We start from the raw sequence: 22,291 nt of genomic DNA, 5'->3' as shown, positions 1-22,291 counted from the left end.
TCGACCGGACCTTGCCGTTGTGGTCGTCCGGCGTCAGCCGAGTCGCTTCACCAGGGCCTGGTACTCGTCCCACAGCTCCTTCGGCGTGTGCTCGCCGAACATCTCCAGGTGGGCCGGAACCAGCGCGGCCTCCTGCTTCCAGATCTCGCGGTCGACCGTGAACAGCAGCTCCTGGTCGGCGGCCGGGATCTCCAGGCCGTCGAGGTCGAAGCTCTCGACGGTCGGCAGCACGCCGATCGGCGTCTCGACGCCCTCGGCGGTGCCTTCGAGGCGCTCGACGATCCACTTCAGGACGCGGCTGTTCTCGCCGTAGCCGGGCCACACGAACTTGCCTTCGGCGTTCTTGCGGAACCAGTTGACGTAGTAGATCTTCGGCAGCTTGGCGGCGTCGGCCTCGGCGCCGACCTTCAGCCAGTGCGCGAAGTAGTCGCCCATGTTGTAGCCGCAGAACGGCAGCATCGCGAACGGGTCGCGGCGCAGCTCGCCGACGGTGCCCTCGGCCGCAGCCGTCTTCTCGGAGGCGATGTTGGCGCCGAGGAAGACGCCGTGCTGCCAGTCGAAGGACTCGGTGACCAGCGGAACGGCGGTGGCGCGGCGGCCGCCGAACAGGATCGCCGAGATCGGGACGCCGGCCGGGTCCTCCCACTCGGGGGCGATGGTCGGGCACTGCGCGGCGGGGACGGCGAACCGGGAGTTCGGGTGGGCGGCGGGGGCCTCGGACTCGGGGGTCCAGTCGTTGCCGCGCCAGTCGGTGAGGTGGGCGGGGGCGTCCTTGGTGAGGCCCTCCCACCACACGTCGCCGTCGTCGGTGAGGGCGACGTTGGTGAAGACGGTGTTGCCCCAGAGGGTCTTGATGGCGTTGGCGTTGGTGTCCTCGCCGGTGCCGGGGGCGACGCCGAAGAAGCCGGCCTCGGGGTTGATGGCGTAGAGCCGGCCGTCGGCGCCGAAGCGCATCCAGGCGATGTCGTCGCCGATGGTCTCGACCTTCCAGCCCGGGATGGTGGGCTGGAGCATGGCGAGGTTGGTCTTGCCACAGGCGGACGGGAACGCGGCGGTGACGTACTTCGCCTCGCCGGACGGCGGGGTGAGCTTGAGGACGAGCATGTGCTCGGCCAGCCAGCCCTCGTCGCGGGCCATGGTGGAGGCGATGCGCAGCGCGTAGCACTTCTTGCCGAGCAGGGCGTTGCCGCCGTAGCCGGAGCCGAAGGACCAGATCTCCTTGGTCTCCGGGAAGTGCGAGATGTACTTGGTGGTGTTGCACGGCCAGGCGACGTCCGCCTCGCCCTCGGCGAGCGGGGCGCCGACGGTGTGCACGGCCTTGACGAACTCGCCGTCCTCACCGAGCTGGTCGAGCACGGCCTGGCCCATGCGGGTCATCACGCGCATCGAGACGGCGACGTAGGCGGAGTCGGTGATCTCGACGCCGTACGCGGCCAGCGGGGAGCCGACGGGGCCCATGGAGAACGGCACCACGTACATGGTGCGGCCCTTCATCGCGCCGCGGAACAGGCCGTTCTCACCGGAGAAGATGTCCCGCATCTCGGCGGGGGCCTTCCAGTGGTTGGTCGGGCCGGCGTCCTCCTCCTTCTCCGAGCAGATGAAGGTGCGGTCCTCGACGCGGGCGACGTCGGACGGGTCGGAGGCCGCGTAGTAGGAGTTGGGCCGCTTGGTCTCGTCGAGCTTGGTGAAGGTGCCCTGGGCGACGAGCTGCTCGGCGAGACGGTGGTACTCCTCCTCGGAACCGTCGCACCACACCACCTGGTCGGGCTGGGTGAGGTCGGCAATCTCGTTGACCCACTCCACCAGGCGCTGGTGGCGGGTGGGCGCGGACTCGGCGCGCGCAGAGATCTGAGTCGACACGATCGCTCCGTTTCACACCATCTCGGCCAGGAGACGGCATCGCGGGGGTTGAGGGTCCTTACACGGTAGACCTGGCGACCCGCCCTCCATTCGTCAAACTGTCGTCATTGACGAGATCTTTACTCCAGACTGTCCGATTCGGGGACTCCGAGTCACGCTCCACGCACCCAGTTCGACCCTCCCCGGCACCCCCCGAACACTCCAGAACGTCTAAAAGTGAGGATCGCCACTTTCCTACGCGCCGGTAACCTACGGTTCCGTAAGATGCTGCCATGACCGCGGAAGCCCTCGATCTCGCAAAGCCCAAGTGGCGCGGCTGGCTGCATGCCGGCATGTTCCCGGCCTCGCTGGCCGCCGGAATCGTGTTGATCTGCCTGGCCGAGTCGACGGCGGCGCGAATCGCCTGCGTCGTCTACTCGGTGAGCGCCTGGATGCTGTTCGGCGTGAGCGCGGTGTACCACCGCTTCACCTGGGGACCGCGCGGCGAGGCGGTGCTGCGCCGACTGGACCACGCCAACATCTTCCTGATCATCGCCGGGACGTACACCCCGTTCACCATGCTGCTGCTGGACGGCGCGCGGCAGCAGGTGCTGCTGTGGCTGGTGTGGGGCGGCGCGCTGGCCGGAATAGCGTTCCGGGTGTTCTGGGTCGGCGCCCCGCGCTGGCTGTACACCCCTTGTTACGTGGCGCTCGGCTGGGCGGCGGTGTTCTTCCTGCCGGACTTCCTGCACAAGGGTGGCGCGGCCGTCCTGACGCTGATCATCGTCGGCGGCGCGCTCTACACCATCGGCGGGGTGATCTACGGCCTCAAGCGCCCGAACCCGTCACCGCGCCTGTTCGGCTTCCACGAGGTGTTCCACGCCTTCACCCTCGGCGCGTTCATCGTGCAGTACGTGGGGATCTCGCTGGTGGCGTACACCGCCACCTGAGCCCCCCACAGAAACGATCCCCCGCGGAACCGACCCGTTCGGTCAGTACCGCACCGGCTGGGCCGCCCTCGCCTCCAGCCGCTCCCGGGCCCGACGGCAGCGCTCACAGTGCGCCGCGTCGGGCCCTTCGCCTGCCGTGCGCTGGTGCGCCCGGCCGCGGAAGCGGTACGCGACCCAGGCCATCACCGCCAGCACCTCGACCGCCGAGACCAGCCAGACCGCGCGCGCCCCGCCGATCAAGTACCCGGCTATGACGGCCAGCGCGGCCAGCACACCGACCACGCCGCTCCAGAACCCGGTCGCTCCGTACTCCATTGGCAAACCTCCCACCGGCCGACAGGTCATCTGACGAGTCGTCAGAGAACTCCCCACCTACAGTGACACGTTCGGCACGCAGCGCGGGCGAACGGGGGATCAACAGCGCATCAATTCCAGAAGTGGGGATCCCACAGCGCGGGCTTCGGTTGACACTCAACATCTTTTGAGAGTTACTCTCATTTGAGAGATCCACTCGGATGGAGGTCCGTCATGCCCGCTCCGCACCCGCGGCGCTGGATCGCGCTGGTAGCGGTCGCGCTCAGCGTGCTCGTCATCGGTTTCGACACCACCGTGCTGAACGTCGCCCTGCCCGACCTGGCCCGGCAGCTGGACGCCGGCACCGGGCAGCAGCAGTGGATCGTCGACGCCTACACGGTGGTGTTCGCCGCCGCCCTGCTCCCGGCCGGCCTGTTCGGCGACCGCTTCGGCCGCCGCCGCACCCTGGTGACCGGCCTCGCCCTGTTCGGCGCGGCCTCCGTGCTCGGCACCCTGGCCGGCAGCCCCGCCACGCTGATCGCGGCCCGCGCCGGGATGGGCCTGGCCGCCGCGTTCGTGATGCCGATGTCGATGGCGGTGATCCCCGCCGTCTTCCCGCCCGCCGAGCAGCGCCGCGCCACCGCGCTGCTGACCACCGTGACGGCCATCGGCGTGCCGCTCGGGCCGGTCGTCGGCGGGCTGCTGCTGCGCGGCTACTGGTGGGGCTCGATCTTCCTGATCAACGTGCCGCTGGTGGTGCTCGGCGTGCTGGCCTGCCTGCTGCTGCTCCCCGAGTCCGCCGACCCGGCCGCGCCCCGGATCGACCTGCGCTCCGCCGCCCTCGCGGCCGGCGGCCTGGCCGCGCTCACCTGGGGCATCATCGAGGGCGCCGAACGCGGCTGGGGCGACGCCCTGGTGCTCGCCGCACTGCTCGGCGCGGCGGGCGCACTGACCGCGCTGGTGCTGCGCAGCCGCCGGGAGGACCACCCGATGCTCGACCTGCGGCTGCTCGCCGAACCGGTGTTCCGCTGGTGCGCGATCGCCGTCACCCTGGTCTCGGTCGCCCTCTTCGGCGGATTCTTCGTGCTGCCCGCCTACTTCCAGAGCGTGCTGGGCACCGACGCCCTCGGCAGTGGCCTGCGGCTGATGCCGATGATGGGCGGCCTGCTGGTGGCCGCCCGGCTCGGCGAACGCCTGGTGCGCCGCTTCGCCCCGCGCGGCGTGATCGCCGCCGGGCTGGCACTGACCGCCCTCGCCCTGCTGCTCGGCAGCCGCACCGCGCCCGGCGACGGCTACGGGTGGACGGCGCTGTGGCTGCCGCTGTTCGGTGCCGGGCTCGGCCTGGTGCTGATCACCGCGACCGCCTCCGCGCTGCTCCTGCTGCCGCCCGCCAAGGCCGGGGTCGGCTCCGGGCTGGTGCAGACGCTCCGCCAGGTCGGCAGCGCGGTCGGCGTCGCCGTGTTCGGCAGCCTGCTGGCGGCCGGCTACCGCTCCGCGCTGCACCTCCCGGCGCTCCCCGGGGACGCCGCGCCCCGGGTCCGCGGTTCGGTGATCGCCGCCGACGCGGTCGCCGAACGGCTGGGCGACCCGTCGCTCGCCGCGTCCGCGCACGTCGCGTACGTGCACGGCATGGGCCTGGTACTGCTGGCCGCCGGGGTGCTGGCGGCGCTGTCCGCCGTGCTGGTCGCGGCCCGGATGCCGGGCGGCGGCGACCCCGTGGCCCCGGCCGCTCCCCAGGCACGGCCGCCGGCCCCGGCCGCTCCCCAGGCACGGCCGCCGGCCCCGGCCGCTCCCGAGGCGCGGCCGCTGGCCGCGGCGGGCGGTGATCCCGGAGAATCGTCCGCATGAGCACCCCGCGCAGCGCCCGGCCCCGCCCGTCCGAAGGCTCCTCCGGTTCGCTGGAGGAGCTGGTCGAAGCCCCGATGTCGCTGCGCGAGCGGAAGAAGCTGAAGACCCGCCAGACCCTGCGCCGGGAGGCCTTCCGGCTGTTCGCGGAGCAGGGCTGGGAGGCCACCACCGTCGACCAGATCGCGGCGGCGGCGGAGGTCTCCCCGGCCACCTTCTTCCGGTACTTCCCGACCAAGGAGGACATCGTCCTCAATGACGAGTACGACCCGGTGATGGCCGCCGCGATCCGGGCCCGGCCGGCGGACGAGCCGTTCCTCACCTCCGCCCGGGAGGTGCTGGTCGGGCTGGTCCGCCGGATCGCCGAGCAGGAGCGGGAGGAGCTGTACGCGCGGATGCGGCTGACCGCCTCCGTCCCGTCCCTGCGGCTGCGGATGCTCGACGCGGCCGGTCAGCCGCGCACGATGATGCTCGACCTGCTCACCGAACGGGCCGGCCTGGACACCCCCACCCTCGAACTGCGGATCACCGCCGCCGCGGTCGCCGCCGCCCTCACCGAGACCTCGCTGTACTGGGCCGACCACGAGGGCCGGGACGACCTCGCCGACCTGCTCGACCGGGCCCTGGCCCACCTGCAGAGCCTCTGACGGGTCAGTTCACCAGCACCAGCTTGCCGGTGGTGCGGCCGGTGTCGCCCAGCGCGTGCGCCTTCGCGGCGTGCTCCAGCGGGAACGTCCCGGCGATCTCGGCGCGCAGCAGGCCGCGTTCGGCCAGGTCCGCGATCGCCGCCATCCCGGCGTGGTCGGCCTCCACCATCATCATCTCGGTGCGCACGCCGAGCCGTTCGGCCTCCTCGGCCAGCCCCTCGAAGGGGACGGGCAGGATCGACACCAGCAGGCCGCCGCGCCGCAGGGTCCGCAGCGAACGCAGCTGGTACTCGCCGCCGACGGCGTCCAGCACCACGTCGACGTCGCGGACCGTCTCGGCGAAGTCGGTGCTCCGGTAGTCGATCGGCTCGTCCACGCCGATGCCGCGCAGGAAGTCGTGCTTCGCGGCGCCGGCGGTGCCGATCACGTACGCGCCGCGGGACTTGGCGATCTGCACGGCAAGGTGTCCGACGCCGCCGGCCGCGGCGTGCACCAGTACCCGGTCGCCGGCCTTGACCTGCGCGGTGTCCACCAGCGCCTGCCAGGCGGTCAGCGCGGCCAGCGGCAGCGCGCCGGCCTGGACGACGTCCACGCCGGCGGGCCGGGCGGCGAACGCCCGGGCGGGGCCGGTCACGTACTCGGCGTGGCCGCCGACGCCGTGCGGGTAGGGCAGCATGCCGAGGACTTCGTCGCCGGGCTTGAACAGGGTGACGCCGAAGCCGACCGCCTCCACGGTGCCGGCCACGTCCCAGCCGAGCACGAACGGGGGCTCGCCGAGGAACAGGCCGCCCTCCCGGTGCTTCCAGTCCGTCGGGTTCAGGCCCGCGGCCCGGACCTTCACCAGGATCTCGCTCAACCCGGGCTCCGGGCGCGGGAGTTCCACCACCTTGAGGACGTCGGGGCCGCCCAGGACGTCCTGGCTGATCGCTCGCATCGTGTTCGTCGTCATGCCCCCAGCCTGGCTTGCCCGGGGCGCCCGCGGCAGTGGCATGATAGTCACTGTCCGATGGGATCCTGCCAGGAGGGTGGCCGTGCCGAAGCCCACGAAGACGTCGCCGCACCGGATCACGGTGCTCGCCCTGGAGGGCGTGTACCCCTTCGAACTCGGCATCCCCCGGCGGGTGTTCGCCGCCGCCGGTGGCAGCTACGAGCTGACCACCTGCACCGTCGACGGCCAACCGGTGCGCTCGGACGCCGACTTCACCATCACCGTCGCGCACGGCCCGGAGATCCTCCGCACGGCCGACACCGTGGTCATCCCGCCCTTCGACTTCGCGCTCGCCACCGGCGCGCTCGACCCCGCGGTGACCGAGGCACTCGCGCTGATCCGGCCCGGCACCCGACTGATCTCGATCTGCACCGGCGCGTTCGTGCTCGCCGCCGCCGGCCTGCTCGACGACCGGCCCGCCACCACCCACTGGGCGCTCGCCGACCGGTTCCGCGAGCTCTTCCCCAAGGTGCGGCTCGACCCGGACGTGCTGTTCGTCGACGACGGCGACATCCTCACCTCGGCGGGCGCCGCCTCCGGCGTCGACCTGTGCCTGCACGTGCTCCGGAGCGACCACGGCGCGGCCGTCGCCAATCACGCCGCCCGGCTGGCCGTCGTCCCGCCCTGGCGCGACGGCGGCCAGGCCCAGTACATCGAGCAGCCCGTCCCGGCGGCCGGCGCCACCGGCACCGCCGCCACCCGCGAGTGGGCGCTGGCCCGGCTGCACCAGCCGCTGACCCTCGCCGAACTGGCCGGGCACGCCGCGATGAGCAGCCGCACCTTCGCCCGCCGCTTCCACGACGAGACGGGCCAGAGCCCCGGCCGCTGGCTCACCCAGCAGCGCGTCGCCCTGGCCCGTCACCTGCTCGAAGCCACCGACCTGACGGTCGACCAGATCGCCGGCCGGGTCGGCTTCGCCAACGCGGTGTCGCTGCGCCAGCACCTGCACTCGGCGATCGGCGTCTCACCACTCGCCTACCGGAAGACCTTCGCCGGCGCCTAGCCCTTCCGGCGCCGGCTGCGCACCGGCGACACCCACCTGCTGGGCTACGGCTTCGACGAGTCGCCGTCGCCGCAGCCCAGCCGCGAGTACGTGCGCGGCTTCAACGCGGGCGCCGGCCAGTACGTGCTCCAGGTGACCTTCGACCCGGCCGCCCTCCCCGTCCGCTGCGACCGCTTCACCCGTCGCACCCCCGGCCAGTCCCCGCTGGAGACCGAGGAGTTGACCCTCGACGGGCACCACTGCGCACACCTGGTGGCCGAGGGGCTGCCGCCCTGCCTGCTCGGGCTGCGCTGGGACTGGGAGTAGCAGACCGCTGGCTGGTGCTGCGCTAGTTGGTGATGCGGCCGCCGGCCACGTCGACCGTCAGCCCCGTCAGCCAGCCCGCGCCGTCGGAGGACAGGAACAGCGCGGCCTCCGTCACGTCCGTCGGGGTGCCGAGCCGGCCCAGCGGGTGGGTGGCCGCGACCTTGCTCTGCACCTCGGCGGGCATCCGGGCCTGCACCCTCTCGGTCAGGATCACCGACGGGGCCAGGCAGTTGATCCGGATGCCGTGCGGCCCCAGCTCGGTGGCCAGGTGCCTGGTCAGCATCACCACGCCCGCGTTGGCCACCCCGTACGCCAGGTTGGCGCCGCTGGGCTGGCGGCCGGCCGCCGAGGACATCGTCAGGATGGAGCCCGCGCCGCGCGCCAGCATGCCCGGCAGGAAGGCCTGCACGGTGAGGAACACCGAAGTCAGGTCGGAGTCCAGCACCTCGCGCCAGCGCTGCTCGGTGAGCTCCGCCACCGGCACCGGGAAGCCCTGGCCACCGGCGAACGCCGCCAGCACGTCGACCTCGCCGAACCGCTCCGTCACCGCCTGCCGCACCTCGTCCAGCGCCCGGCCGTCCGTCACGTCGGCCACCGCGGACATCGCCTCGCCGCCCGCGCCGGTGATCTGCTCGACCACCGCCGCCAGCGCCGTCGCGTCCCGGCCGACCACGCACACGGCCGCGCCCTGGGCGGCGAACGCCCGCGCGGTGTGCGCGCCGATCCCGCGCGAACCGCCGGTGACCACCACCGTCCGGCCCTTCAGCTCCGCGTACATTCCGGTCATCTCGCTCAACTCCCCATCGGTCGGTCGTCGGTGCCGCGGCGGCGGGTCTTCGGCAGCAGGGCGGCCACGAACAGCAGCCACACCAGGCCGCCGAACCGGACCACCGGCAGCAGGTACATGAAGCCGCCCGCCAGCAGGGCGAACAGCGCGAGCATCGCGGCGGAGGCCACCACCAGGCCCGCCCACGTCACGGCGCGGGGCAGCAGGTCGGCGAGCATCGCCGACACCGAGACCCCCGCCGCCAGCAGGCCGAAGCCCGCCGCGAACGCGGGCCCGCCCGCCAGGAAGGACACGTCCGCCAGCGCCCGGCCCAGCGCGGGCGGCGCGTCGGCCGGCAACCGGCCGCCCGCCCACGCCCCCGCCGCGCTCAGCACCAGCGCGGACGACGCCAGCACGCCGCCGACCAGCGTGATCGCCGAGCCGGGTGCGGTGATCCCGAGCGCCCGCAGCCGCCGGTAGAGCAGCGCCGCGCACAGCGCCAGCGGCACCGACGCGGCGAGCAGCAGCAGCGCGCCCAGCCGGGCCGCCCCGCCGTGCTCCTGCGCGTACCGCACCACCTCGGCACCGGTGGCGTCCGGATGCGGGGTGGCGCGGTTGACCACCGTGTAGGCCACCGTCAGCGCGGTGACCGAGATCGTCGGCGCGAGCAGCGGCGGGCCGGTCTGCGGGCGGCTCTTCGGCCGTCCGGCCGGGGCCGGGCGGGGCTGGGCGGTGGTGCTCATGGTTCCTCCCGTGGCGTTCGTCGACACGCGCCGATCGATACACTCCGAATAATGATTACACCGTGGAACGATTGTCAAACGGGTACGATGTCGGCATGAGCATGGATCGAGCGGCGGACCAGAAGGACTGGCACGGCGGCCCCCCACAGGGCCCACCCGGCCCGGGCGGCCCGCCCGGCGGCGGGGCGGCGTTCCTGCTGGCCCAGCTCGGCGCGCACGCCGCCGAGCGGTTCGCCCAGCGGATCGCCGAGCTCGACCTCACCCCCGCGCAGGCCGGCCTGCTCCGGCTGCTGGTGCAGAACCCGGGCCGCAGCCAGCGCGAGCTCGCCGACGCGCTCGGCATGCCGCCCAGCCGCTTCGTCCCGTTCGCCGACGGCCTGGAGCAACGCGGTCTGATCGAGCGGCGCCGCAACGCGGAGGACCGCCGGCTGTACGCCCTGCACCTCACCGACCAGGGCCTGGCCCTGCTGGCCCGCCTGCGCGACACCGCCATCGCCCACGAGCAGGACGTCACCCAGGCCCTCACCCCCGAGGAGCACACCCAGCTGATCGCCCTGCTCGGCCGGATCGCCGCCCAGCAGCAGCTCACCCCCGGCGTCCACCCCGGCTACCGCACCCTGCGCGGCCGCTGACGCCGCTGCCGTTTCTCGCGCCCGGGCATGCGAAAGGGCCCCGGGGGGTCTTCCCCAAGGCCCTTTCGTGGCGCGCTACTTGACCGCGACCTCCGCTACTTGAACGCGACCTCGGCCGCGTCGTTGACCGGCCGGTAGCCGAGGCGCTGGTAGATCGCGTTGCTGACGGGGTTGGACAGGTCGGTGTACAGCAGCACCTCGTCCGCGCCGCGCGACTTCGCGTGCACGGTGGCGGCGGCCGTCAGCGCGCTGGCGTAGCCGTGGCCGCGGTCGGCGGGCGGGGTGTAGACGGGGCCTATCCGGGACATCCCGGCGACGGCCGGGCTGGCCCCGGCGAGCGCGACCACCCGCTGGTCCTCGGTCTCCCACAGCACCAGGGTCTCGGCGGCGATCCGCTGGTCGGTGTCGGCGAACGGGTCGCCGGGCGGCCGGACCTCGGCCTCCACGCAGAAGTCGACCAGCCACCGGGCGACGGTCTCCCGGTCGGCGGGCGCGGCGAGCCGGGAACGGCCGGCGGGCGGGGCCGGCGGGGGCGTCAACTCGCCGAGCCGGAACAGCCGTTCGTTGCGCTCCAGGTGCCAGTTGACGCCGGTGGTCCGGTGCCATTCGGCGGCGAAGGCGAGGGTGGTGCCGTGCTCGCCGGCCACCATGTCGGGGCGTTCGCCGTCGGCGGCGAGCCGGCGGGCCAGCTCCTCGGCGGCGGCCACCGGCATCCGGCCGAGCCGCGGCCCGTACGGCGGGGTGCGCAGGCAGGCGCCGGCGACGGCGCCGTCCGGGCCGTGCCACCAGCCGAAGCGCGGCGGCTGTTCGCCGTACACGTGCAGGCCGTCCCGGGTGAGGCGGTCGAGGATGGTGAGCAGCACGGTGTTCTCGACGGGGTCGGCCGCGAGGAACTCCCCGGCTGCGCTGCGGAAGTCGTCCAGTGACGTGGTGAGTGTCCAGCCCATGGCGCATCCTCCCCCGCCGACACCGCCGTTGACCAGCACTTTCCCGGCCAACGGCGGCGCCCCTGCTCACTGGGCGCGCAGGCGCTCCGTCAACTCGGCGACGTCCGCGGTCGGTTGCTCGCAGACGAAGTGCCGGCACACGTACGCGGCGGGTTTCCCGTCCAGCAGCGGACGGTCGGCGAGCAGCGGCACCTCGGTGTCGCCGACCTCGCCGACCGCGACCACCGCGCCGGGCGCGGTCGAACGCAGCGCGGCCAGGTGCAGCGCCGCCCGCCCCGCGTCGCCGGCCGGGCCGACCACCGCGACCTCGCGCGGCCCGTCCAGCAGCGCCTCCGCGACGGCCAGGCCCCAGCCGGTGAACCTGGGCGCGCGGGTGCCGAGCGACGAGACGATGCCCAACGCCCGTTCGGCAGCGGTGCGGTGACGCTCGGAGCCGGTGTACGCGGCGTACGTGAGCAGCGCCCCGGCGGCGGCCGTCCAGCCGGACGGGGCGGCGTTGTCGGTGGGGTCCTGCGGGCGGCGGATCAGCTGCTCGGCGTCGTCGGCGGTGTCGTACAGCGCGCCGGACTTCTCGTCGGTGAAGTGCAGCAGCACCAGGTCGAGCAGCTCTCCGGCGAGTTGCAGCCAGGACGACTCGCCGCCGACCGCGTACAGCGCGAGGAACCCCTCCGCCGTGTCCGCGTAGTCCTCCAGCACACCCGCGTTGGCGCCCGCGACGCCGTCCCGGGAGGTGCGCAGCAGCCGCCCGTCCGCCGTGAGGTGCACGGCGATCAGCAGGTCGGCGGCGCGCTCGGCGGCCTCGATCAGGTCCGGGCGCTCCAGCAGCGCACCCGCCTCGGCGAGGGCGGCGATCGCCAGGCCGTTCCAGGCCGCGACCACCTTGTCGTCCCGGGCCGGGGCCGGACGCTGCGCGCGGGCCTCCCCGAGCTTCTCCCGGATCTCCCGGTACTTGGCCAAGTCCTCGGGGTCGCGCAGGAGTTGCAGCACCGACGTGCCGTGCTCGAAGGTGCCGGTGACGTCGAACAGCTCCACCGCGAGGGCGCCGTCCGCCTCCCCCAGCACCTCCGTCAACTGCTCGGGCGTCCACGCGTAGTACGCGCCCTCGACGGTCTTCCCGCTCGCTTCGTCCAGCGAGTCGGCGTCCAGCGCGGAGGCGAACCCGCCCTGCGGGGTGCGCAGTTCACGCAGCAGGAAGTCGGCGGTCTCCAGCACGACCCGGCGGGCCTGCTCGTCGCCGGTGGCGCGCCACAGGTGCAGGTACACCCGCAGCAGCAGCGCGTTGTCATAAAGCATTTTTTCGAAGTGCGGCACCGTCCAGGTGGCGTCCACCGCGTACCGCGCGAACCCGCCGCCCAACTGGTCGTACATCCCGCCGCGCGCCATCGCCTCGCAGGTGCGCTGCACCATCTCCAGCGCGGCCTCCGACCCCGTCCGGGCGTGGTGGCGCAGCAGGAACTCCAGCACCATGGACGGCGGGAACTTCGGCGCCCCACCGAACCCGCCCCGCCGCTCGTCGAACGACCGCGTCAACTCCACGACGGCCGCGTGCAGTTCGCCCTCGCCGGGCGGCTGCGCGATCCCGCTCCCCACCGCGTACACTGAGGCCCGGTCCGCCAGATCCTTCCCAATTCGCGCCGCCACCTCCGAGACCTCGGCGCGCCGCCCCGTCCACGCCGTGTCCACCCCCTCCAGCACCTGCCGGAACGACGGCATCCCGTGCCGCGGCTCCGGCGGGAAGTACGTCCCGAAGTAGAACGGCTCCTTCTCGGGCGTCAGGAACACGGTCATCGGCCACCCGCCCCGCCCCGTGGCCGCCTGCACCGCCTCCATGTACACGGCGTCGACGTCCGGCCGCTCCTCCCGGTCGACCTTCACCGCCACGAACCGCTCGTTCAGGTACCCGGCCGTCGCCTCGTCCTCGAACGACTCGTGTGCCATCACATGGCACCAGTGGCAGCTCGAATAGCCGACGGACAGCAGCACGGGCACCCCGCGCCGCTCCGCCTCGGCAAACGCCTCGGGGCCCCACTCCCACCAGTCGACGGGGTTCTCGGCGTGTTGCTGGAGGTAGGGGGACGTGGCATCAGCCAGGCGGTTCACCATGCGCGCAGTATCTCAGCACCTGCCTCGGGAAGCCCCACAAGTGGAACGGACCGGTGCGGTCGGCGCCGCCCGGCCGATCCGTACGGTCCCGCCCCACGCACCGCGACTGCGGAGTCGAGCGACACGGCAATCCCCATCACCCCCCCTTCTTGTGTAAGTGACAGTAACTGAAGTACCTTGCCGGACATGCAAGATGACGCATGGTCACCACCTTCTGTACTACTGACGGTCGATCTCGTGATCCTGACACTGCGGGAGAGCCGCCTGCACGTCCTCCTGGTGGAGCGGGGCGAAGATCCTTTCCGGGGTATGTCCGCCCTGCCCGGAGGGTTCCTGAACCACGACGGTGAGGAGATCCTGGACGCCGCCCACCGCGAACTGAGCGAGGAAACAGCCCTGGCCGCCGGCTGGGTGCACCTTGAACAGCTGGCCGTGTACGGGGCTTCGGGCCGCGATCCTCGGGGCCGGGTCGTCTCCGTGGCCCACCTGGCGATCGCGCCGGGGCTACCCGACCCGGTCGCGGGGACGGATGCCACCGACGCCGCGTGGGTTCCCGCAGAAGCCGTCCTGTCCGGCGAGGTTGCCCTCGCCTTCGACCACCGCCGAATCGCTACGGACGGGATCGAACACGCGCGCACCAAGCTCGAGTTCTCGGCGCTGGCCACAGCCTTCTGCGAGGAGAACTTCACCATCGCAGAGCTGCAGCAGGTGTACGAGGCAGTCTGGGGCACCGAACTCGACACCCGCAATTTCTACCGGAAGGTTCAAGCCGCGCAGGGATTCATCATCCCCGCCGGCACGGACCGCAGGCCCACCGGAGGACGGCCCGCACGGCTGTACCGAGCCGGTCCGAAGACCGTGCTGTTCCCACCGCTCATCCGCCCCGCGCCATCTGCGACGGACGAGAACACGAGAGGGGAAGAGGAGTAGATGTCGAATGGCCCGGTGGTGATTCTCACCGCCCTCAATCTTGAGTACCAGGCCGTGCACCAGAGGCTGGCCGATCCGCAGGTGCACCGCCATGAACGTGGCACCCGGTTCGAGGTGGGAACCGTGCAGGGCACGTCGTGCCGTGTCGCGCTCGGCATGACGAGCAAGGGGAACCATTCCGCCGCGGTGATCGCCGAACGTGCGATTCAGGAATTCTCGCCGGTGGCCGTGCTGTTCGTCGGGGTTGCCGGCGCCCTCTGGGACACCACCAGGCTGGGCGACGTGGTGGTGGCATCACACGTGTACGCCTACCACGGCGGGACCAGCGAGGACGACGGGCTCAAAGCCCGCCCCCGGGTGTGGGAAGCCCCGCACGGCATCAGTCAGCTGGCCTCCCACCTGGCCCGCCTGAACGACTGGGCGGACCCCGCCCCCGGTCACGAGGACGCGCCGCAGGTGCGCTTCGGGGCGATCGCCGCCGGCGAGATCGTCCAGAACTCAAGGATCTCGGCCGAGGCGAAGTGGATCCGGCAGCACTACAACGATGCACTCGCCATCGAGATGGAGGCGGCCGGCGTGGCACAGGCCGGCCATCTCAACGGGGCGCCGGTGGCCATCGTCCGAGGGATCAGCGACCGGGCAGACGGCACGAAGAACAGCACGGAGGACCGCAACTGGCAGCCGAAGGCCGCAGCGAACGCGGCGGCCTTCGCCACCCGGTTGGCGGTGGAGCTGCTGGGGGAACAGGAGGAGACCACGATGCCCCAGGACGACAGGGTCCGCTCGACCGACCGGCCCGACCGACACGTCGGCAACACCGCGCACAACAGCACCATCGGCATCATGGCCGGCTCGGTCACGGGCAGCAGCGTCCATATGAACGCAGCCCCGAAGGCACCCGGCCCGACGGGCCTTATCACGAAATTGAACGATTTCCGCGAGCAGTTGGGGTGGCACCGCGCCGAGGGTGCCCTCGACGAGGACACGTACCGAGAGGCCCTGACCGATCTGGAGTCCGCCCTCCGAACGGCCGGGGGAAACACACCTGAATCGTCGAAGCGGACGGTCATGACGCTCAGAAGGATGCGCGGACTGGTCGCGGAGTGCCCCGCGCTGGTGGCCGCAGTGGCCCCCATGGTCGCCGCGGCCGGTGACCTGACATGAGCCACAGCAACACCGCGCACAACTCCACCATCGGGATCCAGGCCGAGACCGTACACGACTCCACCATCTACCTCATCCACCCGGACGCCTCGCCGCAGGAGAAGTACCGGGTGGGCGTGCAGTTCCTGCAGGACGGCGTCCCCAGCCGCGCCCGCGAAATGATCACTGATGCCATCGTCCACGGGTATGACGGCGCGGAGGTGCGTTTCCACTGGGTGCTCGCCATGCTCAGCGCACGCACCCACCACGACCTCAGCACCGAGGAGGTTCGGCGGCTGCGCTACACCTCCGGGCTCGTGCAGGCCTACGCCGAGAACGAGTGGAAGGAAGCCCTACGCGTCACCTTCGACCTGCTGGCGGTACTCAGTACCGCCAACGGCGAAACCGGCCCCGTGCTGAAGCAGTTGCAGGACCTGCCACCCCGCCAGCACTACGCGATCCTCCGCCACCTCGACCTCATGCTCACCGGAGGTCTGAAAGACGACCTGTGGGCGGAGACCCGTGAACGTGCCGGAGCGGAACGCTTCGGCAACGACCGGGCCGGGCGGGTCTGGGCCTACTTCGCGCCCACCCCTATTGGGGCGCGGGCCGTTCCGCCCCGCCCGAGCAGCGCTGCCGCCGCCCAAGCGGCACTCCCGGTTCGGGCAGCCCTGTTCGTCGTCAGCAGTGTGCTCCTCTGGGCCCTGGCACTGATCGCTGATCCGATCCAGGCCGCCGTCGAGTTACTGGTGGCGCTCGGCGCAGGCCTGACCGCGGCCCGTTGCGGTCTCCGGGGGTCGGGCCGGGAAGCCCGGCCGGGCCCCGCATCCGGACCCCGCGTCCCGTATCCGCGCGAGCCCGCCTCCGCCGAGGGCGGGTTCACCAAGAGCGTCCGCCACTCGTTCGACCACTACTTCAGCATTCGCACGCCCTACGGGCTCACCTCGGACGCCTGGCTCGCCCACACTGCTCAGATCCGCGGCAGTCTCGCGGCCGAGATCGCGGACCTCTACCGGGAGAGCCGGATCGGCGTGGAGCGGGTCAACTGGCTGATCCGGTACCTCGCCGAGGACACCCGGAACCGTCACAACAACGGCACCCTGCTCGACCCGCACCGCCAGGAGCAGACCCCCGGCAGGACGAAGGCCCTGACCGTGGTGGCCCTCACCGTCCTCGGCGCCGCGGCCCTGGCCGCGTTCGGCACGGCAGTCTCGGGTGCCGCCCAACCCCGGCCGCTGTGGGCGTTCCTGGCCGTGCTCGGTGCGGCCTGGTCCGGACACGCAGCCGCTTCCCGGTGGTTGGAGGTCAGGCGCGAGGAGTACCGCCTGCTCCGGGAGACCCGGGAGTACCAGAAACAGCTGACCGCACGACAGATCGCCTACCAGCGTTGGAAGTCGCGCCTGGACGATCTGCGCCCGAGCGAGCGGGAGATGGAGACCTGGCTCACCTGCGACAAGACCTCGTTCGTCGATGAAGCGCTCCGGCACCACCAGCTCACCTGGCGCGACCTGATCACCCACACCATCCTGGTCGCCCCGGGCCCTTCCTACAAACGGGGCCGGGTCAGGGGCGGCCCCTGGCGGTACTCGCACTACGTCTTCCGCCTGTTCCTGTTCACCCAGGACGGCATCCGCGAGGTCAGTTCCGAGTTCAACTTCTCCGACGCGACACGCAGGAACGAGCAGCGGAGCAACTACCGGTTCGACGCGCTGTCCTCCGTGCAGGTGACGGAGAACGTCGACGTCGGCTACGACCTGGAGCTCGTCCTCACCAACGGACCTGCCAGGAAGATTCGCATCAAGGACGCCGACGCCCACCAACTGGCGCCGAACGAGAACTCCCAGGAGATCTCCGAGATCAACCTCAGCGCGACCGGCTCCACCCACACCTTCCGCCTCCTGGAGGGGATCGCGGCGGACGGGAAGAGCTGGATCGAACGGCACGGGCCCGACAACCTGACGCTCTTCCAGATCGCCGGCTGATCCCGAACTCGAGCATAGGAGCGCCTGTGACCTCCACGGACGATGTCACCGAGAGCAAGATCCTGCTGGCCGAGTACGACTGCCTCAAGGAGGAACAGAAGACCCGCATAGGGTTCCGCGACAACCTGCTCTACTTCACGCTCGCCGCAGCCACTGCGGTCGTGACGGTCACCGTCCAGAGTGGACAGTCCCGACTGCTGCTCTCCGTCCCCGCGATCTGTCTGGTCCTGGGTTGGACCTATCTGGTCAATGACGAGAAGATCTCGGCGATCGGCTACTACGTCCGTGACCGACTGGGACCGCGCCTGGGGGAACTCGCCTCCGCCCACGGCACGGTGTTCGGCTGGGAGGTCTACCACCGCAACGTTGCGGGCCGCACCATGCGCAAGCGGCTTCAGACCACGGTGGACCTGTTCACGTACCTGGTCCTGCCAATGGTCTGCACGACCGCGTTCTGGTGCTCTCCCACCGTTCAGCCCCTGCTCGTGCTCACTTCTCTCGTACAGACGCTCGCCCTGGCCGTACTGGGCTGGCAGTTCCTGCGCCGTGCGGAGCGGTAGCACCAGCCCCGCCGGACCCGCTCTCCGCACGCGTACGACGCCTCCGGTGCGCGGAGGCGCGGGCCGGACTCCGCTCCTCAGGCACCGGAGAACACCACGTAGCACCACGTACCCTGCGACCGAACAGTACGCTGGGCCCAGCAGCACCGAGCCCGTCGAACCCCCGAGGAGGCGCGGCGATGACCGCCGAGATGGTCGCTCCTGAGTGGATGCACCAGCAGATCACCGCGGACGAGTACGACTCCTGGTCCGCGGAGCAGTGCGCGGGTATCGAGATTGTGGACGGGATGGTCGTCGTGAGCCCGAGTGCGTCCAAGCGGCACAACCGCCTGGCCCGGATCCTGGCGAACGCCCTGGATGCAGCCGCCGGTTCGGACTGGAACGCCGACACGGACTTCGACGTCCGGTTGCAGGACGTGCCCCTCACCAACCGGCGGCCCGACGTCGTGGTCTACCGGGCTGAGACCATCGACATCACGCCCACCCGCCCGGAGCACGTTCTCCTGGTCGTCGAGGTCGTGTCACCGGGTTCGGAGACCACTGACCGCATCGTGAAGGTGGATCAGTACGCCCAGGCCGGCATCGCTTTCTACTGGCGGATCGAGCAGACCGCCAACGGCGTTCCCCTCATCTACACCTACATCCTCGACCCTGCGAGCCGGTCCTACCGCGACGCCGACATGTTCACCGGCACGATCCGGACCGCCGCTCCGTTCGCGGTCGAGATCGACCTCAACACGATCTGATCCGCACTCAGGACATGTAGACGGCCTGACTTCGGGCGAGGCTGCCAGCCGGTCCTCGGCCAGGCGTCCACCTCCCCACACAACCACTCACCATTCGTGTCGATTCCGGCACTCACTGGAAACGCCCCAGGCCGGAACTACCCGGTTGTACACATTCACTGGCACCAGTGACAAGCTGCATACCCGACCGACAGCACACCCCGCCGCTCCGCCTCCTCGAACGCCTCCGGCCCCCAGGGCCACCACTCCACCGGATTGTCGGCATGCTGCAGCAGATACGGCGAGGTCGCGCCCGCGAGACGGTTCGGCATGTGCCCATCCTGACGCATCGGGAGTGGTGCCGGGGGCCGTGACTCACGGCTCGGGGGTGGGGTGGGTCGGCTCGCCGGGGTCGGTGCGGCGCCAGGTGAGGATCCAGGTGGCGGTGAGGAGTGCGCCGAGGCCGGCCAGGGCCATGGCCCAGCCGGTGCCGGTGAAGGCGCCGATGGTGCCGAAGAAGGCGGGGCCCAGGCCTTGGAAGGTCATGTTGCCGGAGCCCAGCAGGCCGAAGGCCTGGCCTTGGCCCTGTTCGGGGAGGGCGGCGAGGAACTCGCGTTGCAGGCCGAGGCCGTAGGCGAAGCCGCTGCCCGAGAGCAGGAGCAGGGCGGCGGAGAGCGGGCGGCCCGGGTCGGCGGCGAAGCCGGCCAGGGGCAGGCCCATGAGGGCGATGAGGGGCACCACCATGCGTTCGCGGGTGGCGGGCCGCAGCCGGCGTCCGACGAGGAGGTCGCCCAGCAGCATGCCGACCGGCAGGGCGGCCATCAGGACCGCGTAGGAGCCGGACGGGAAGCCGTGGCTGCCCGCGTAGGCGATGATCAGGCCCTCCGCTCCGGTGACGAACGCGGTCGGGAGCCACTGGGCGAACAGCAGCCGCCGGACCGGGCGGTGGCGCAGGAGCGCGCCGGTGCCGCGCAGGCTCGTGCGCATGGCGCCGCCGCCGCCCGCTTCGGGTTCCGCCGCGAGCCGTGGCAGCCGCAGCCGGACGGCGGCCGCGCAGAGCAGGTGCATGACGGCCCCGGCCGCGAGTGCCGCGCGCGGGCCGACGGCCGCGACGGCGGCGCCGCCGAGGGTCAGCCCGAAGAGCTGGGCGCCGCTGGAGGCCATGCTGTTGAGCGAGCGGCCCAGCACGTACGCGTCGCCGCTCAGCCAGCGGGCGACGAGCCGTGCGGAGGCGCCGCCGAACGCCGGGGTCGCGAGGGCGAGCACCGCGACGACGGCGAGGCCCGCCGCGACGGGCATCCGCACCAGGGCGAGCAGGGCCGCCGCCGTGCCCTCCAGCAGGTAGCCGCCGGCGATCAGTGCCCGGGGCGGGAACCGGTCGGCGAGGGAGCCGAACAGCAGCGAGCCGAGGAGCTGCGGCAGGAAGCCCGCGCCGAAGGCCAGCGCGCTGAGCAGCGCGGAGCCGGTGCCGGAGTAGACCAGTGCCGAGAAGGTGGTGATGCGCAGCGAGTCGGCGGTGATGCCGATGGTGCGGGTCAGAAAGAGCAGCCGGAATCGGGGCTCGGCGAGCACCTGGCCGTAGGTGGTTCGCGGCGCCGGGGCCGGCAGCGGCGGGGATGTGGTGGTCATGCCCGGCAGCCTGGTGCGGGCCGCGTGGGCGTGCGAGAGATTCGCCCGGGGACGTAAGGTCTGGCGGCGTGCTCCGCTTCACCGCCACCACCGAGGACCTGCTGCACAGCCGGTTCGCGCTCTCCCCGGCCTTCGAGCTCTGCGGACTGCTGCGCCGGCTGAGCGGCCGGGACGCGGCGCTGCCGGCCGACTGGGCGGCGCGCCTCGCCCCGGGCTTCGCGCGGCTGCGCGGCGAGACGCATCTGGACGCCGTGCTGGCGCTTCAGGTCAGCAGGGCGGGCGCCAACTTCGTCGCCCCGCCGCCGCGTGGGCTCGCCCAGAGCTGGGCCGACGATCTCGCGGCGATCCGGTCCACGCCGGTCGCGGTGGCCCGCGCCGAGATCGACGCCGTGCTGCGCGGGCGGGCGGGCGGTGACCTGGGTGTCCGTGATCCGCGAGTGCGCGAACTGCTGGAGTCCGACGGCGTGGTGGAGACGGTCGCCGACGCGCTGGACCGCGCCTGGCACGAACTGCTCGCCCCGGACTGGCCGCAGCTGCGGGCGGTCTGCGAACGCGATGTCGTGCACCGGGTCGGGGTGATCGGCGAGCGCGGCTGGAAGGAGGCGGTCGAGGGCCTGCAGGACGGGCTGGCCTGGCAGGGACAGCACCTTGCGGTGCCGCTGCGCCGCGTGTACGAGGACGTGAGCCTCGCCGGGCAGGGGCTGCTGCTGGTGCCCTCGGTGATGGTCTGGCCCGGTGTCGCGGCCTTCCACGAGGAGCCGTGGCCGAAGGCCCTGATCTACCGGGCGCGCGGCACCGCCTCCCTGTGGGAGCGGGCGGCGCCCGATCCGGCGGCGCTGGCGGCGCTGCTCGGCCGCTCCCGGGCGCGGCTGCTGGTGGAGCTGGGCGCACCGGCCAGCACCAGTCAGCTGGCCCGCAGCCTCGTGATGGCCCCCGGCGCGGTCGGCGACCACCTGGCCGTGCTCCTCGCGAGCGGGCTGCTGGCGCGCACCCGGTCCGGCCGCTCGGTGCTCTACCGGCGTACGGCGCTCGGGGACGCACTGGTCGGCGGCGCGGCGGGCCCGTGAGTCGGCTGGCAAAGCTCCAGGTCAGGACCACCTGGTTGCGTCAAGTCATTGGCACCAGTGACAAGCCGCATACCCGACGGACAGCAGAACGGGCACGCCGCGCCGCTCCGCCTCCTCGAACGCCTCCGGCCCCCAGGGCCATCACTCCACCGGATTGTCGGCATGCCGCAGCAGACACGGCAACGGCTTTCGGGTGGGTCCTGGGGGCTCGGCGACAGGTCAGCGGCTCCGGCGGTGCGGGGCGCGCGGCCGGGGCAGGAGGATCCCGGCGGCACCCGCCGGGTCGGCGGCCGGGTCGGCCGGGGCCGTGAAGCCCTTGACGGCCCGGTTCGGGGCCGGCGCGGCCCTGCGGGGCTTGGGCACAGGCTCCGGCCGGCGGGCCAGCCTCCCGCTGATCATCGACGCCGCGCGGCTCACGGCGTCGGCCAGCGGGGAAATCAGCTTCGCGTCCAGGGCGGTCACCGCGACCGCGGCCACCACCTGGCCGGACGCCGAGTGCACCGGAGCCGCCACGCACGACAGCGAATCCACGCACTGCTCGTAGTCGTACGCGAGCCCCCGCTCCCGGACCCCGGCGACCTCGCGCGCCCAGGCGGCCTCCGTCCACCCCGCGGGCCGCTTCGGCACCGGGGCGGCCGCCGCCAGGACCAGTTCGGCCGCGCTGCCGGGCGGCAGGACGACCCCGGAGTACAGCGGGAAGACCTCGTCCACCTCGCCCCGCATGCCCCCGACGACGATGATCTGTCCCGCTTCGGGCACCGACAGGCTCAGGCTCACCCCGCCGCTGACCGCCGCGAGTTCCCGTAGCGGCTGGGCCGCTGCGGCGCGCAGCGCGCGCGCCGGATGCCAGGCCTGCCCGAGCCGGAACGTCCGCGGGCCCAGCCGGTAGCGGCCTTCGTGACTCTGCACCGCGCCCAGTGCGACCAGCTGCCCGAGCAGCCGGTGGGCGGTGGCCTTCGGCAGCGCGGCGTCGCTCGCCAGCCGGGTCAGCCCCACCTCGTCGGTGTGCGCGAGTACCTCCATGAGTGCGAACGCGCCGTCCAGCACGCCGCGCCCCTCGGCGCCGGATCTCGCCATGAGGGCCCCCTCTCATGCCGGGCCGCCGATCGGACGGCCCCACAACTCCCCGTTCGGACCAGGTCAGTTGGGGTTTCGGTATGGGTTCCCTTCAGTCGCCGGTCCGTTGAACGGA

General features: G+C 72.3%; 21 protein-coding genes and 2 pseudogenes. 12 read left to right on the top strand and 11 right to left on the bottom strand.

Features of this window, described 5'->3' with window-relative positions; translation table 11 throughout:
• Positions 1-33: 33 nt before the first annotated feature.
• Positions 34-1,860, bottom strand: coding sequence for a phosphoenolpyruvate carboxykinase (GTP) (locus ACIHEI_RS02065; protein ID WP_396605300.1), 1,827 nt, complete (start codon positions 1,858-1,860; stop codon positions 34-36).
• 272 nt (positions 1,861-2,132) lie between these two features.
• On the opposite strand from ACIHEI_RS02065, the gene ACIHEI_RS02060 reads away from it, so the two are divergent.
• Positions 2,133-2,789, top strand: coding sequence for a hemolysin III family protein (locus ACIHEI_RS02060; protein WP_392953756.1), 657 nt, complete (start codon positions 2,133-2,135; stop codon positions 2,787-2,789).
• Between the two features lie 42 nt (positions 2,790-2,831).
• Here the strand turns inward: ACIHEI_RS02060 and ACIHEI_RS02055 are convergent, their stop codons facing one another.
• Positions 2,832-3,104: a hypothetical protein gene (locus ACIHEI_RS02055; protein WP_392953753.1), complete on the bottom strand. Its 273-nt coding sequence runs from the start codon at positions 3,102-3,104 to the stop codon at positions 2,832-2,834.
• 213 nt (positions 3,105-3,317) lie between these two features.
• On the opposite strand from ACIHEI_RS02055, the gene ACIHEI_RS02050 reads away from it, so the two are divergent.
• The gene (locus ACIHEI_RS02050) at positions 3,318-4,931 is read left to right on the top strand and encodes an MFS transporter (RefSeq protein WP_396605299.1); all 1,614 of its coding nucleotides are present in this window, start codon (positions 3,318-3,320) and stop codon (positions 4,929-4,931) included.
• Complete coding sequence (locus ACIHEI_RS02045; RefSeq protein ID WP_396605298.1) at positions 4,928-5,575, top strand: TetR family transcriptional regulator; 648 nt, start codon at positions 4,928-4,930, stop codon at positions 5,573-5,575. The genes ACIHEI_RS02050 and ACIHEI_RS02045 overlap by 4 nt, the downstream gene beginning before the upstream one ends.
• Positions 5,576-5,579: 4 nt before the next feature.
• Here the strand turns inward: ACIHEI_RS02045 and ACIHEI_RS02040 are convergent, their stop codons facing one another.
• Entirely contained in the window at positions 5,580-6,524 is a 945-nt protein-coding gene (locus ACIHEI_RS02040; protein ID WP_396605297.1) for an NADP-dependent oxidoreductase, read from the bottom strand.
• Between the two features lie 40 nt (positions 6,525-6,564).
• Here ACIHEI_RS02040 and ACIHEI_RS02035 point away from each other — a divergent pair, with 40 nt between their 5' ends.
• The gene (locus ACIHEI_RS02035; RefSeq protein ID WP_396605296.1) at positions 6,565-7,566 is read left to right on the top strand and encodes a GlxA family transcriptional regulator; all 1,002 of its coding nucleotides are present in this window, start codon (positions 6,565-6,567) and stop codon (positions 7,564-7,566) included.
• A gap of 90 nt (positions 7,567-7,656) precedes the next feature.
• Positions 7,657-7,872: a hypothetical protein gene (locus ACIHEI_RS02030; protein ID WP_396605295.1), complete on the top strand. Its 216-nt coding sequence runs from the start codon at positions 7,657-7,659 to the stop codon at positions 7,870-7,872.
• A 22-nt stretch (positions 7,873-7,894) separates the two neighbouring features.
• Here ACIHEI_RS02030 and ACIHEI_RS02025 read toward each other — a convergent pair whose 3' ends face one another.
• Positions 7,895-8,659 carry an SDR family NAD(P)-dependent oxidoreductase gene (locus ACIHEI_RS02025; RefSeq protein WP_392952029.1) on the bottom strand — a complete coding sequence of 255 codons (765 nt, stop codon included), beginning with the start codon at positions 8,657-8,659 and terminating at the stop codon, positions 7,895-7,897.
• Positions 8,660-8,664: 5 nt separating this feature from the next.
• Positions 8,665-9,381, bottom strand: a complete 717-nt coding sequence (locus ACIHEI_RS02020) for a DUF4386 domain-containing protein (RefSeq protein WP_396605294.1) — start codon at positions 9,379-9,381, stop codon at positions 8,665-8,667.
• A 95-nt stretch (positions 9,382-9,476) separates the two neighbouring features.
• Here ACIHEI_RS02020 and ACIHEI_RS02015 point away from each other — a divergent pair, with 95 nt between their 5' ends.
• On the top strand, positions 9,477-10,013 hold the full coding sequence (locus tag ACIHEI_RS02015) for a MarR family winged helix-turn-helix transcriptional regulator (protein WP_387868220.1): 537 nt from the start codon (positions 9,477-9,479) through the stop codon (positions 10,011-10,013).
• A 95-nt stretch (positions 10,014-10,108) separates the two neighbouring features.
• On the opposite strand, the gene ACIHEI_RS02010 is transcribed toward ACIHEI_RS02015, so the two are convergent.
• Both ACIHEI_RS02010 and ACIHEI_RS02005 read right to left on the bottom strand, forming a co-directional pair.
• Positions 10,109-10,960 carry a GNAT family N-acetyltransferase gene (locus tag ACIHEI_RS02010; RefSeq protein ID WP_396605293.1) on the bottom strand — a complete coding sequence of 284 codons (852 nt, stop codon included), beginning with the start codon at positions 10,958-10,960 and terminating at the stop codon, positions 10,109-10,111.
• Between the two features lie 66 nt (positions 10,961-11,026).
• A complete protein-coding gene (locus ACIHEI_RS02005) occupies positions 11,027-13,063 on the bottom strand; it encodes a thioredoxin domain-containing protein (protein WP_396605292.1) in 2,037 nt (678 codons plus the stop codon).
• Between the two features lie 186 nt (positions 13,064-13,249).
• Here ACIHEI_RS02005 and ACIHEI_RS02000 point away from each other — a divergent pair, with 186 nt between their 5' ends.
• The 5 genes from ACIHEI_RS02000 (at position 13,250) to ACIHEI_RS01980 (ending at position 18,424) form a co-directional block, all read left to right on the top strand.
• Positions 13,250-13,993, top strand: a complete 744-nt coding sequence (locus ACIHEI_RS02000; protein ID WP_396605291.1) for an NrtR DNA-binding winged helix domain-containing protein — start codon at positions 13,250-13,252, stop codon at positions 13,991-13,993.
• Positions 13,994-15,157, top strand: a complete 1,164-nt coding sequence (locus ACIHEI_RS01995; RefSeq protein ID WP_396605290.1) for a purine phosphorylase — start codon at positions 13,994-13,996, stop codon at positions 15,155-15,157.
• Positions 15,154-17,118, top strand: a complete 1,965-nt coding sequence (locus ACIHEI_RS01990) for a hypothetical protein (protein WP_396605289.1) — start codon at positions 15,154-15,156, stop codon at positions 17,116-17,118. The genes ACIHEI_RS01995 and ACIHEI_RS01990 overlap by 4 nt, the downstream gene beginning before the upstream one ends.
• A 26-nt stretch (positions 17,119-17,144) precedes the next feature.
• Positions 17,145-17,678 carry a hypothetical protein gene (locus ACIHEI_RS01985; RefSeq protein WP_396605288.1) on the top strand — a complete coding sequence of 178 codons (534 nt, stop codon included), beginning with the start codon at positions 17,145-17,147 and terminating at the stop codon, positions 17,676-17,678.
• A gap of 179 nt (positions 17,679-17,857) precedes the next feature.
• Complete coding sequence (locus ACIHEI_RS01980; RefSeq protein WP_396605287.1) at positions 17,858-18,424, top strand: Uma2 family endonuclease; 567 nt, start codon at positions 17,858-17,860, stop codon at positions 18,422-18,424.
• A 161-nt stretch (positions 18,425-18,585) separates the two neighbouring features.
• Here the strand turns inward: ACIHEI_RS01980 and ACIHEI_RS01975 are convergent.
• Positions 18,586-18,735, bottom strand: a pseudogene (locus ACIHEI_RS01975) (DUF255 domain-containing protein); the annotation flags it as partial.
• Between the two features lie 43 nt (positions 18,736-18,778).
• On the bottom strand, positions 18,779-20,032 hold the full coding sequence (locus tag ACIHEI_RS01970) for an MFS transporter (protein ID WP_396605286.1): 1,254 nt from the start codon (positions 20,030-20,032) through the stop codon (positions 18,779-18,781).
• A 68-nt stretch (positions 20,033-20,100) separates the two neighbouring features.
• On the opposite strand from ACIHEI_RS01970, the gene ACIHEI_RS01965 reads away from it, so the two are divergent.
• On the top strand, positions 20,101-21,099 hold the full coding sequence (locus ACIHEI_RS01965) for an ArsR/SmtB family transcription factor (protein WP_387865421.1): 999 nt from the start codon (positions 20,101-20,103) through the stop codon (positions 21,097-21,099).
• Between the two features lie 51 nt (positions 21,100-21,150).
• On the opposite strand, the pseudogene ACIHEI_RS01960 reads toward ACIHEI_RS01965, so the two are convergent.
• Both ACIHEI_RS01960 and ACIHEI_RS01955 read right to left on the bottom strand, forming a co-directional pair.
• Positions 21,151-21,282 (bottom strand): annotated as a pseudogene (locus ACIHEI_RS01960) (DUF255 domain-containing protein); the annotation flags it as partial.
• A gap of 36 nt (positions 21,283-21,318) precedes the next feature.
• Positions 21,319-22,176 (bottom strand): helix-turn-helix domain-containing protein, encoded by an 858-nt coding sequence (locus ACIHEI_RS01955; RefSeq protein ID WP_396605285.1) that lies wholly within the window; start codon positions 22,174-22,176, stop codon positions 21,319-21,321.
• Positions 22,177-22,291: the final 115 nt, after the last annotated feature.

The sequence above is a fragment of the Kitasatospora sp. NPDC051984 genome, assembly GCF_044593455.1.
In the GTDB taxonomy this organism is placed as follows: Bacteria; Actinomycetota; Actinomycetes; order Streptomycetales; family Streptomycetaceae; genus Kitasatospora.
This window is presented reverse-complemented; position numbering and strand designations above follow the sequence as displayed.

Excerpts from the sequence above, each read along its gene's own strand:
- ACIHEI_RS01970 (WP_396605286.1), bottom strand. The coding sequence starts at position 20,032 with ATGACCACCACATCCCCGCCGCTGCCGGCCCCGGCGCCGCGAACCACC.
- ACIHEI_RS02035 (WP_396605296.1), top strand. The coding sequence starts at position 6,565 with ATGATAGTCACTGTCCGATGGGATCCTGCCAGGAGGGTGGCCGTGCCG.
- ACIHEI_RS02040 (WP_396605297.1), bottom strand. The coding sequence starts at position 6,524 with ATGACGACGAACACGATGCGAGCGATCAGCCAGGACGTCCTGGGCGGC.
- ACIHEI_RS02005 (WP_396605292.1), bottom strand. The coding sequence starts at position 13,063 with ATGGTGAACCGCCTGGCTGATGCCACGTCCCCCTACCTCCAGCAACAC.
- ACIHEI_RS02010 (WP_396605293.1), bottom strand. The coding sequence starts at position 10,960 with ATGGGCTGGACACTCACCACGTCACTGGACGACTTCCGCAGCGCAGCC.
- ACIHEI_RS01980 (WP_396605287.1), top strand. The coding sequence starts at position 17,858 with ATGACCGCCGAGATGGTCGCTCCTGAGTGGATGCACCAGCAGATCACC.
- ACIHEI_RS01995 (WP_396605290.1), top strand. The coding sequence starts at position 13,994 with ATGTCGAATGGCCCGGTGGTGATTCTCACCGCCCTCAATCTTGAGTAC.
- ACIHEI_RS02000 (WP_396605291.1), top strand. The coding sequence starts at position 13,250 with ATGCAAGATGACGCATGGTCACCACCTTCTGTACTACTGACGGTCGAT.
- ACIHEI_RS01990 (WP_396605289.1), top strand. The coding sequence starts at position 15,154 with ATGAGCCACAGCAACACCGCGCACAACTCCACCATCGGGATCCAGGCC.
- ACIHEI_RS02020 (WP_396605294.1), bottom strand. The coding sequence starts at position 9,381 with ATGAGCACCACCGCCCAGCCCCGCCCGGCCCCGGCCGGACGGCCGAAG.
- ACIHEI_RS02050 (WP_396605299.1), top strand. The coding sequence starts at position 3,318 with ATGCCCGCTCCGCACCCGCGGCGCTGGATCGCGCTGGTAGCGGTCGCG.
- ACIHEI_RS02060 (WP_392953756.1), top strand. The coding sequence starts at position 2,133 with ATGACCGCGGAAGCCCTCGATCTCGCAAAGCCCAAGTGGCGCGGCTGG.
- ACIHEI_RS01955 (WP_396605285.1), bottom strand. The coding sequence starts at position 22,176 with ATGGCGAGATCCGGCGCCGAGGGGCGCGGCGTGCTGGACGGCGCGTTC.
- ACIHEI_RS02015 (WP_387868220.1), top strand. The coding sequence starts at position 9,477 with ATGAGCATGGATCGAGCGGCGGACCAGAAGGACTGGCACGGCGGCCCC.
- ACIHEI_RS02045 (WP_396605298.1), top strand. The coding sequence starts at position 4,928 with ATGAGCACCCCGCGCAGCGCCCGGCCCCGCCCGTCCGAAGGCTCCTCC.
- ACIHEI_RS02025 (WP_392952029.1), bottom strand. The coding sequence starts at position 8,659 with ATGACCGGAATGTACGCGGAGCTGAAGGGCCGGACGGTGGTGGTCACC.
- ACIHEI_RS02055 (WP_392953753.1), bottom strand. The coding sequence starts at position 3,104 with ATGGAGTACGGAGCGACCGGGTTCTGGAGCGGCGTGGTCGGTGTGCTG.